This is a genomic window from Fulvimarina uroteuthidis (assembly GCF_034321785.1).
GTDB lineage: Bacteria > Pseudomonadota > Alphaproteobacteria > Rhizobiales > Rhizobiaceae > Fulvimarina > Fulvimarina uroteuthidis.
The window spans coordinates 19827-29673 of sequence record NZ_JAXLPB010000010.1 but is presented as its reverse complement, the minus strand read 5'-3'; the positions used below and the strand labels follow the sequence as shown (position 1 = coordinate 29673).

At 59.0% G+C, this 9847-nt stretch carries 7 protein-coding genes; 6 read left to right on the top strand and 1 reads right to left on the bottom strand.

What is annotated here, in order from left to right; all coding sequences use genetic code 11:
* From U0C82_RS18310 to U0C82_RS18290, 5 genes are all read left to right on the top strand, one after another.
* A partial coding sequence (locus U0C82_RS18310) for an integrase core domain-containing protein (protein ID WP_322189221.1) occupies positions 1-207 on the top strand: 207 nt, incomplete at its 5' end.
* A gap of 791 nt (positions 208-998) precedes the next feature.
* Complete coding sequence (gene repA / locus U0C82_RS18305; RefSeq protein ID WP_322189220.1) at positions 999-2228, top strand: plasmid partitioning protein RepA; 1230 nt, start codon at positions 999-1001, stop codon at positions 2226-2228.
* 151 nt (positions 2229-2379) lie between these two features.
* Complete coding sequence (gene repB, locus U0C82_RS18300; RefSeq protein WP_322189219.1) at positions 2380-3618, top strand: plasmid partitioning protein RepB; 1239 nt, start codon at positions 2380-2382, stop codon at positions 3616-3618.
* A 150-nt stretch (positions 3619-3768) separates the two neighbouring features.
* Entirely contained in the window at positions 3769-4578 is an 810-nt protein-coding gene (locus U0C82_RS18295; RefSeq protein ID WP_322189217.1) for a helix-turn-helix domain-containing protein, read from the top strand.
* 278 nt (positions 4579-4856) lie between these two features.
* Complete coding sequence (locus tag U0C82_RS18290) at positions 4857-6293, top strand: DUF6880 family protein (protein WP_322189216.1); 1437 nt, start codon at positions 4857-4859, stop codon at positions 6291-6293.
* A 188-nt stretch (positions 6294-6481) separates the two neighbouring features.
* On the opposite strand, the gene mobF is transcribed toward U0C82_RS18290, so the two are convergent.
* A complete protein-coding gene (gene mobF / locus U0C82_RS18285; protein ID WP_322189214.1) occupies positions 6482-9193 on the bottom strand; it encodes a MobF family relaxase in 2712 nt (903 codons plus the stop codon).
* A gap of 204 nt (positions 9194-9397) precedes the next feature.
* Between mobF and U0C82_RS18280 the strand changes: the two genes are divergently transcribed.
* The gene (locus U0C82_RS18280) at positions 9398-9727 is read left to right on the top strand and encodes a hypothetical protein (RefSeq protein WP_322189213.1); all 330 of its coding nucleotides are present in this window, start codon (positions 9398-9400) and stop codon (positions 9725-9727) included.
* Positions 9728-9847: the final 120 nt, after the last annotated feature.

The window sequence follows — 9847 nt, the reverse complement described above, 5'->3', positions numbered from 1 at the left end:
GAGCTTCTGAACGGCGAGATCTTCTACTCGCTCGCCGAGGCAAAGGTCGTGATCGAAAACTGGCGACGCCACTACAACACGGCGCGTCCCCATTCATCGCTCGGCTACCGGCCGCCTGCGCCAGAAGCTGTTCAATGGCCGGCACCGCTCAACGGACCGGCGTCGCCGGCTACGCCAGCCATGGTGCAGAGGCCGACAATGCACTAAGATTCACCCCGGACCACCCGGTTGGGGCAGGCCACAGGATCACGACCGCCCTTGAGGCCACTCGTGACTTAGCGCTGGTTCTTCGGCTTGCGGCAGGTCATGCGCAGCGTCTGGCCTTAGAAAACGTTCTTCTCGTCGCTCGTAGTGGCTACCGCCTCGGCCACGATCGTCGTAGCTCCGATTGACAGTTTACTGCATAGTTCACCCCAAATCCGACAGTCCGTTTTTACCCATTCCCAACGTTCTATAATGGGCCTTTTCCCACCAAATCGATCAGTCTAATCCGACTGCGTTTTTACCAGCAGCTCACGTTCTCACGTTCACTTATTGGCTTCTATCAATGAAATTTCCGATTGTCCCTTTGGTTGTCAAAACAGCTTATTGACAGCTGTCAACGAACCCATCTTCTCGCACTTGCGTCGCAGTTTCGCGAAAGTAGGTTATGAAAACATGGGCTCCGTTGCGTTTGGAACTGGCTCTAAGGCCCTTCGCGCAATACCCTTTCCCTGGTCCTGTCCGAGTCAAAGCATACCGGTAGGATTCAATGGAGAAAAATCGGCCAATCCCCCCGCCACTTGTTCTCCTCCCGTATCCCTTCATTGACTCGTTGAGCCGCATCCGTCATCGTCAGTAACGGAAAGCCAGCGTCGATCCATCTCGGGGCCGTAAGGGGAAACAATAGGTAATTGTTCTGTTCTAGGTTGTAAATTGGCCTCAGGTTGTCACTGACGTAGTTCTCAGTTTCCCGGACAGGCAGCGATCCGACAATGACCAGTGATGGCGGACGAGAGATGAGCATTGAGACGGTGAGACGAGCCGACGAACAGATTGCGCGGGACGCGGAGCTCTTGTCGAGTCAGCTCTCGGCCATGCGCGAGCGCCTGTTCCCGCCCACAGCGCAAAAAGCGCTGCGCTCGTTCACGTCCGGGGAGGCGGCAAAGCTCGTCGGCGTTTCCGACGGCTATCTGCGGCAGCTATCCCTGTCGGGCGACGGCCCACAACCCGACGAGATCGGCCCGGGTGGGCGGCGTTCCTACACGCTTCAGACGATCAATGCGTTGCGCCTTCACCTTTCTAGTCAACATGAACCGGGCAGTGCCAAGGCGCGGCAATATCTGAAATGGCGCGACGAGGCGGTGGGGGAGCACTGCCAAGTGATTGCCGTCACGAACTTCAAGGGCGGCTCCGGCAAAACAACGACCTCGGCCCATCTCGCCCAGTATCTGGCGCTCGAAGGCTACCGAACGCTGGCAATTGATCTCGATCCGCAGGCCTCGTTCTCGGCGCTTCTCGGCTACCAGCCCGAGCTCGACCTGTCCGATAATGAAACCCTCTATGCCGCCATCCGCTATGACGAACATCGTCGCCCGCTGAAGGATGTGGTGCGCCGCACCTATTTCGACGGGCTCGATCTGGTGCCAGGCAATTTGGAACTCCAAGAGTTCGAGCACACGACGCCACGCCAGCTCGCAGAAAAAGGCGGGCGCATGCTGAACGATGGCGACCTGCCTTTCTTCGCAAGGCTTGGTGGCGCGATCGATGAGGTGCGCGCTGAATACGATATCGTTGTCATTGATTGCCCGCCGCAGCTCGGCTTTCTCACCCTCGGTGCGCTCTGTGCCGCCACCTCTGTGCTCGTCACCGTACATCCCCAGATGCTTGATGTGGCGTCGATGAGCCAGTTCCTGTTCATGACCTCTGATCTTCTGTCAGTGGTGCGCGAGGCGGGGGCGGAGCTGAATTTCGATTTTCTGCGCTACCTAGTGACCCGCTACGAACCCCATGACGGGCCGCAGGCACAGATTGCGGGCTTTCTGCGCGCCCAGTTCGGCGCACGCGTCCTGACTAACGCCATGGTGAAATCCACCGCCATTTCCGATGCGGGCTTGACCAAGCAGACGCTCTACGAGGTTGGGCGTGAGAACTTTTCGAGGGGGACATATGATCGGGCGATCGAGGCGTTGACAGCTGTCAACGCGGAAGTTGAAGCTTTGGTGAAAGCCTCGTGGGGCCGGGTATGAGGTGTAGCCGGACCGTAGAGGCCCGCGGGCGGGAGCCGAAAAATCGCGCGCAGCTTGTCCTCTTCGCAATGTCCGCCTTGAGAATTGGCCGAGACGCGATCGGCGGCAAGCGCTGGCCGGCGCCTAATGCGATGTTCGTCAAAGGTGCGACATGGTAAAACGTAAGGATGCGCTGCGTGCGCTTTTGTCGGGAGACAATACGGGCAAGCTGGCGCCGGACGGCGCAGCGGCTTCGATTTCTAACTCAGATTATGGCGGCGCCGTCGCACCCGACGGTGAAATGTCCGGGGACGGCAAGATGGGTGTGAGATCGCCGTCGTCTCAGCCGTTCGCAGCCGGTGTGCGCCCGCTTCCGACCCAAAGCCCGCCCAGCAGGGCGGCGGGTCATACCCGGTCTGGCGCGATCAACGCTATGCGCGACTCTTGGGGCAAGTTGCGCAAGGAGGTGGATGCGGCCGAGGCATTGCGCGCGGAAGTTGCCGACGGTGGCCATGTCGTGCTGATCGAACCCAACAAGATTTTCCCCTCCCCGGTTACCGACAGGCTATCGCTTGCGAGCGATGACGATGCCAATTTTGATACGCTGAAAGCCTCCATGGCAGAGAGTGGACAGGCTGTGCCGGTGCTGCTGCGCCCCCATTCTGATGCGGAAAAAGCCGCAGATGGTTTTTTTGAGACAGCCTATGGCCATCGGCGTGTACGCGCGGCGCTGGAGCTTGGGTTGAAGGTCCGCGCCATCGTGCGCCCGCTCAGTGATGAGGAGCTGATCCTGTCCCAGGGTCGGGAGAATGCCGAGCGCCGGGACCTCAGCTTCATCGAGCGGGCCTTCTTTGCAAAAGCGCTGGAGCGCCGCGGTTATGCCCGAGAGACAATTCGCGCCGCGCTGTCCATCGACAATACGCAAGTCACGCGCCTTCTGCAGGTGGCGGAACGAGTGCCGTATCAAATCGTGCGCCAAATCGGCGCTGCGCCCAGAGCAGGACGCCCGCGCTGGGGTGCACTCGGAGAACTTATCGCCAAAGAGGGCGGTCGCGACATTGCGCGCGATTTCACTCAGCGCGAAGCATTCACTTCTTTGAACAGCTCCGACGCTCGCTTCGCAGCGCTCTTTGCGCGTATGTCTGCTTGGAATGCCGCTTGTGGGTCTCCTAGGCTAGAGCGGAAACAGAACCTACCGATGACTATTTCAGCGCCATCCGGCGAGGCCATCGCTATGCTGAACCGCGCAGGGGACCAAAAGGCGTCCGTCAATTTTACAGGGCAAGGGGCATCTGACTTTGCAGCGTTCGTCGCGCAGAAGCTGCCCGCTCTCTTCGAAGAATTCCACTCGGCGTCCGGCGAGGACGAGACGAGCGGTAGGGCGAAACCAAACACAGAGGGCGTTTATTAAGGCAAAAGAAAAGGCCCCGAAGCGGGAGTCGCTTGGGACCTGATCAGAAGACGTTGAACACCTTCCGATGTAGGCCCTTCCGAATCACACGTCAATAGATTTTGCGGCTCACCGCCACGGCCCTGCTTTGCCTTGCGCAAGGATGGACCAATGACGGACGAACAATGGCGTGCGCCCTGGAGCGTGCGACCGACGACGCTTGACCTTTTCGAGGCGAGTGAAGGCGCAGCTGTGCCTGTGCCTGCGCCTTCGTTCGAGGCAAAGGCGGCAATCTGGCGCGATCAGCGCGCCGGACTGATTTCGTTTGCCGAGGCGCAGCGAAGGTCGGCCGCGGTTGGTGCGGAACCAGCGAAGTCTGCTGACGGGCAGCAGGGCAGGAGAGGCGTGGCTCGCCCACCTGCCGCGCGACCACGCCATGAGCGCCCGTCTCCCAACCAGAGCCGCCAGTACGCGCAACCCATGGCGACGACGGCGGCGCGAGACGATCGGCTGACGCCGAACGCCAAGGCGTTCTTGCAGGTGCTGAAGGCACGGTGCGGCAAGGGGCGAGAGACAAACATCACGAAGGGTACGGCGGGCAACATCATGTCACGCTCTGTGCGTACGATCCGGCGCTATCTCGTTGACCTCGTTCGGTTCGGCTATGTCGAGCTTGAAATTCTGCGCAATAACCAAGGCATGCATCTCGGACTGACAGTGAAACTGACGGAACTCGTCACGCCATTCTTCGAGGAGGCGAGGGGGCTTGCCAGGTGGCTTGCTGAAACGCCCAGCGCCGAGTTCATGCCGTTCAAAGGCGTTGTCTGCCCCGTAAAGAAGGGGGTGACACTTCTGTCATCCAGAAACCAAACTCAAATTATCTCTCCTTTCGCTGCGCTCAAATCTAATGGCACAGACCGCTACGCGGTCCGTGAAGAGCTTATGAGGATGAGAAAAGCAAATATGGTGCCAAGATCCTGACACCACTCCAGGGGCTTCTCTTTGCTGTCTTGCGTCTTCGAAGGCTGGAACCCTCTCGTTTCGGCTCTGCCGCGTCGGTCATATCCCTTCCGCTACAATGCAGGACCTTACGGTCTGTGGCATCGAGGCGAAGTGTTTCGTACAGTCTCGAACCGACGGGATGTGCGGCCGTGCCAATTGTGCCCGGTATGGCGATGATCCTGTTCGCCGACACTGATTACGAATGCCGTTCGCTGCGACAGGCTCCTTACGGTTCAGGTGAATGGACACGAGGTTTCATGGCTTCGAAGACGACACTGAACGCAAAGAACCTCAAGGCGCTCGGTGTCGATCGCCTGGCCGATCTACTGATCGAGATCACCACTGGCAATGCTGCGGCCAAACGCCGGATCCGGCTCGAACTCGCCGGGCAGAATGGTCCGGACGAGGTGGCACGTGAGGTCAGAAAGCGCCTGGCCACCAGCGCCAGGAGCCAGAGCTTCGTCGACTGGCACAAGCATCGGGCTCTCGTCGAGGATCTCGAGACCCAGCGCAAGGCGATCACCGACGTCGTCGGGCCTGCCGATCCAGACGAGGCGCTCGAGCTTCTCTGGCGGCTGATCGATCTGGCCCCCGGCCTCTACGAGCGGACCGACGACAGCAGCGGCGGGGTCGGCGATGTCTTTCGCCAGGCGGTCTGCGACCTTGGCGTCGTGGCCGATCATGCGAAGAGCGATCCGGACGCTCTCGCGGCGCGTGTCTTCGACGCCCTCTGCCGCAATGACTATGGGCAGTATGACGGGCTGATCGAGACCCTCGGCCCGGCGCTTGGCGAAAGCGGCCTTGCGTCCCTCAAGGCGCGGTTTGTGGATTGGCAGCGTGAGCCCCTGCCGAAGACACGCGCCGACAAGGATCGCCGCATCATCGGCTATGGATCCATGGGTGCGATCTATGCCGACGAGCTCGAGGCCCGATCGAAGGAACGCACGATCGGTACGGCCCTCGAGCAGATCGCCGACGCACAAGGTGACGTCGACGGCTATATCGCGCAGCAGGCCAAAGAGGCCAAAGCCATGCCGCGGGTCGCCGCCGACATTGCAAACCGGCTTCTGGACGCAGGCAGATCGAAAGAAGCGTTGGCCGCCACCGATGCTGTGGACAGGAAGCGGCATTTCGGGGGTTACAATCCGTGTCATCCCGAATGGGAGGACGCCCGGCTTGCCGCCCTCGAGGCGCTCGGATGCAAGGACGACGCTCAGGCGCTTCGCTGGGCGATCTTCGAAAGTCGGCTCAACATCGAGAAACTCCGGGACTATCTGAAGAAGTTGCCGGATTTCGAGGACATCGAGGCCGAGCGCAAGGCCATCTCTCTCGCGTTCGATCACCCGGATGCCTACGACGCCCTGTCGTTCTTTCTTCACTGGCCGGATCCCGGCAAGGCCGCCGAGCTCGTCCTGCGGGACGAACGCGACTGGAACGGCGATCTTTATTTTATCCTGACGCCGGCGTCAGAAGCGCTTGCCGACGCCCATCCGCTGGCCGCGACCAAACTCCTTCGCGCCATGATCACGTTCTCGCTCGACGAGGGCCGATACAAGCGATACCGGCATGCCGCCCGCCATCTCATTGAATGCAAGCGACTGGCGGAGAAGATCGATGAATTCGGAGCCCTTCGACGTCGCGCTGAATTGCCAAAAGCTGTGATGTTTTCGACCGCGCAGTCGGCAAGGCCATGAGAGATCAGGGCCGGGGAAGCCGACCTTGTGGAAGAAGTTAGCTGGGGATCCGCCCGGATCCGTCCCTACGACCTCGTTTGGAAAGGTGGGCCGGACCGGGGCTTTCGTCGTAGTTTCCTTCTCAGACACTGAGTTTCAAGCCGCCCGTGCGTGGAGCAAGATCCCTCTGCAGCGTGGGTATAAGCAGACTATTCGAGTGAAAGACCCCGGTTACGTTGCCGAAGTTTGTTATGTTCAGGCTTTTGTTCTTGAGCCTGCATCGGGGGGAGTTCTGACAGAGGCACCGTCGTGACCACTGGCGCGTTTTCGTTCAGGATGCGGGCAAAAGACTGGCTGGATGACGTTTTCAGGAAATCAAGGGTGGAGCGTTTCATCCCGGACCGGCCAAGCGCATTTGCCAGAGTTTCAAGGCGCTCTTTCGATTCCACGGCTCGCTCACGATTACTGAGAAGACGGGCTGCTTTCGCGCGTGTTTCGAGCGCCTTCTCGTCGATAAAGAGATCTGCTCGATAACGCGATCTGCTCACGGCAACATGAATATCATGCCTGTCCATCGTCACGTCAGTGAGGATGAACGCGCGGTCGGTCGTGAGGCCTTGGGATCCATAACAGGTCGTTGCGTAGGCATGGACCATCTGAAGCCGGCCTTTTTCGTCGGCAATATCGCCAGGGCTGAAACCGATCGTGCAATCGCCAAGGCGGACTTTGATGTGTGTGCGATCGTCTCCGGTTTCCTCTACACTCACAACCTCGCCCAGCGTGCCGTTGATAATACCGAGAGCGTCGTTCCGGCTCATAAACCTCACCCTGTCTCCCGCCGCCAGAGCGAGCTTATGGTCGGTACCGGAGGGGTTCACAGCGTCGAGGATGATAGCGTCGTCCGAGGCGAGGACTCCTTCACTGCGAAGGCGCTCACGAACGGCATGGTTGAGCGCAAGGACCTGTTTGTTGGTTTTAGCGATCAGGAGGGCCGTGCCTAGAGGTTCGGCCCGGCGATAGATGTCCCATGCATCGACCAGCGTTTTCAACGTTGCGACAGGTCCGGTACAACCATGCAGACAACCCTGCTCGTACAGCTTTTCCAGCGCTGGCAGGGCCTTGCCGTCACCGAAAGCCGTAACGACGTCTCGTAGCCAGGCTTCATGCTGACGAACAATCGTATCGACCCGCTGCGTCCCAATCGCTTGCGAAACGATATTCAGTCCGGGACCGCCGATCGGCTGGAGCTGTTTGCGATCGCCGACCATGCGCACCGCCACCTCGTGGCCAGCCATCCGGGCGGTTTCGACGTTCTCGAGAATACGGCTCATCTGCCGGCTGGTCAGCAGACCAGCCTCGTCGATGACAAGCAATGTCCTGTCGACAAGAAAAGGTTTGCCGTTTTCAGCGCCAACGAGCCAGCTGTCGATGGCCTTTGCCTCGATACCGAGATCGTCACGAAGCTGGTGGGCGATCTTCCAGGCCGTCGATGCGCCGATCACCCGCCAGCCGGCATCCTGCCAGGCTTTGGTCGCCGGCGCGAGCAGGGTCGTCTTGCCGACGCCGGGTGCTCCTTCGACGATGACGATTCCCTTTGAGGAGCAGGCGAGACGAGCGGCCTGCTCCTGCTCTTCGTTCAGACCGGCGTGACGACAGTAGTTATCGAGGCCCTCGGATCGGGGGGCATGCACCTCTGCGAGTGCAAGACGTTGAGCACGGTCAAAGAGGTCCTGTTCGAGTAAGATCATTTCCGGAGTGGAGTAGATCGGATGAGCCCAAAGATCGCGGCCAACGCCAAGAGCCAGGCCTTCCGCCTCCAGCCGCTCGATCTCTTCCTCGACGGTGCGCGACGTCACCATCCCAACCATGGCTGACGCGACCGAAGCATAGAGATGACGGCGCCCGAAGGTGCTCTCTCGCGCTGTCAGATCATGAAGAACGTTGTTGACGGTCTCCGTGACGATACGATCCGGTATCGGGATATAGAAGTCCTGGTTTTCCAGAGCCTGCTCGACAATCTGTTGAGGCTCGAAACCCAGTGATGCAGCTTTTTCCCGCCAGAGCGCGTGTCGGTCGAGAGTCTGTTCTGTTTCCTTTCCACGCCGCGTCGTCAGGGCCTTGGCAGCAGCAAGCGCGGGTGCCTGATGGGTTTTGAGACCGACAGCAGCCATTTCATCCTCGATCTCGTGACGGCGCGCTGAAAAATATCGACAAAGGTCGGCAGGCACGCCGGCAATTTCGAAAATGCCATTCGTACCGGTGACCTCGATTTTGAATCCTGACATCCAGAGCCCAATATATAACCTATGGTGATAAACTGCACCGCAGGCCATCTTCCAGGCGAAGAGCTGTCGACCATCAAGACGGCTGTAGGTTGCATCGTCTCTCTGGGCCAGATTGAGGATCACCAGGTGAGTATGAAGCGCGCAATCGGCGAAGACGCTTCCGTCTTCGTGCAGAGCGGGGCGTGCGTCGCTATGTTGGAAACCTGCAGCCATCAGACAGGTCCGCTCGATCAGATGTCCTCCCTTCCCACGCCGATAGAAGGCGGCTTCCTGATTCAGAATCGTGAAGGCTTCATCGACGGCGTCCGCCTGAATTTCTTCAAGTTTCGTGCGAAGGCTTTCGTCGGCAAGAGCGTAAAGGACAGACATCGATTTCGGCGCTGAGAATGTCATATCGTATCCGCCGACATGATCCAAACGCCCACCATCATTCGTGACGAGTGGCTTGCCGTTCGTGTTCAGCCCGGCGTGGAGCAACTCGAAGTCCCGATCGACCACTTCGAGCCCATCGCCGGACAGCTCGATCCCTTCGCCGATAGCGATCCAGCGTCCGCGCGGCTCCTGCCCCCCGAGATAATATCGGCTTTGGGAGATGTAGTATGTGGCAGTCGTCCCTGCCGAGATCGTTGCGACCATAGGGTTTGCCTCCGTTGTGAGGGTTCCCAGTAATCGCTCCCGTCTCTGAGTTTTTTGGAAGCCAAATCGGCGACGATTTGGCTTCCAAAAAAGCTCTTCAATAATCCTGCGATGCTCGTTTTCGTCGGCGAACAGCGCCGAGCAGAGGTGAGAGTCATCGACGACGGTCCGTCAGATCACCTCGTATATAGGAAGTAACGGAAGATGAAAATTCTGAGAAAGTACGCCGTGATGGTTCGAAAGAAGTTCTTTCTAATCTGCATGAAGATCGCTTCTTCGAAAGAAGAGCATATCAAAACGAGAGAGGCAATTCAGTCGCGGTTCAGGCTGTTTCATAGAGAGCTGACGCTGTTCGGCAGCCTTATAGGCCGTGATCATCCTAGTTACGCAAACGAGATCATCTGGAACGTGTTCGATCTTACCCTGGAAGAAGATATCATCGACCAGCTGCTCGAAGATGACATCGATCTGCAGCTCACCCGTCTCGGGGCGATGACCCACCTCATGGGTGCTATTAGAGACGATCTGATGTGACGACGTTTAACGTCCAGCCGCGCGGAATAATCCGTTCTGCTTGAGTTTGAAGGCCGGCAGCGAACGCTGCCGGCCTTTTTCGGCAATCACAGCGACGAATTGCATTCCAAAAAGTTTCGT

Excerpts from the sequence above, each read along its gene's own strand:
- repA (WP_322189220.1), top strand. The coding sequence starts at position 999 with ATGAGCATTGAGACGGTGAGACGAGCCGACGAACAGATTGCGCGGGAC.
- repB (WP_322189219.1), top strand. The coding sequence starts at position 2,380 with ATGGTAAAACGTAAGGATGCGCTGCGTGCGCTTTTGTCGGGAGACAAT.
- U0C82_RS18295 (WP_322189217.1), top strand. The coding sequence starts at position 3,769 with ATGACGGACGAACAATGGCGTGCGCCCTGGAGCGTGCGACCGACGACG.
- U0C82_RS18290 (WP_322189216.1), top strand. The coding sequence starts at position 4,857 with ATGGCTTCGAAGACGACACTGAACGCAAAGAACCTCAAGGCGCTCGGT.
- mobF (WP_322189214.1), bottom strand. The coding sequence starts at position 9,193 with ATGGTCGCAACGATCTCGGCAGGGACGACTGCCACATACTACATCTCC.
- U0C82_RS18280 (WP_322189213.1), top strand. The coding sequence starts at position 9,398 with ATGAAAATTCTGAGAAAGTACGCCGTGATGGTTCGAAAGAAGTTCTTT.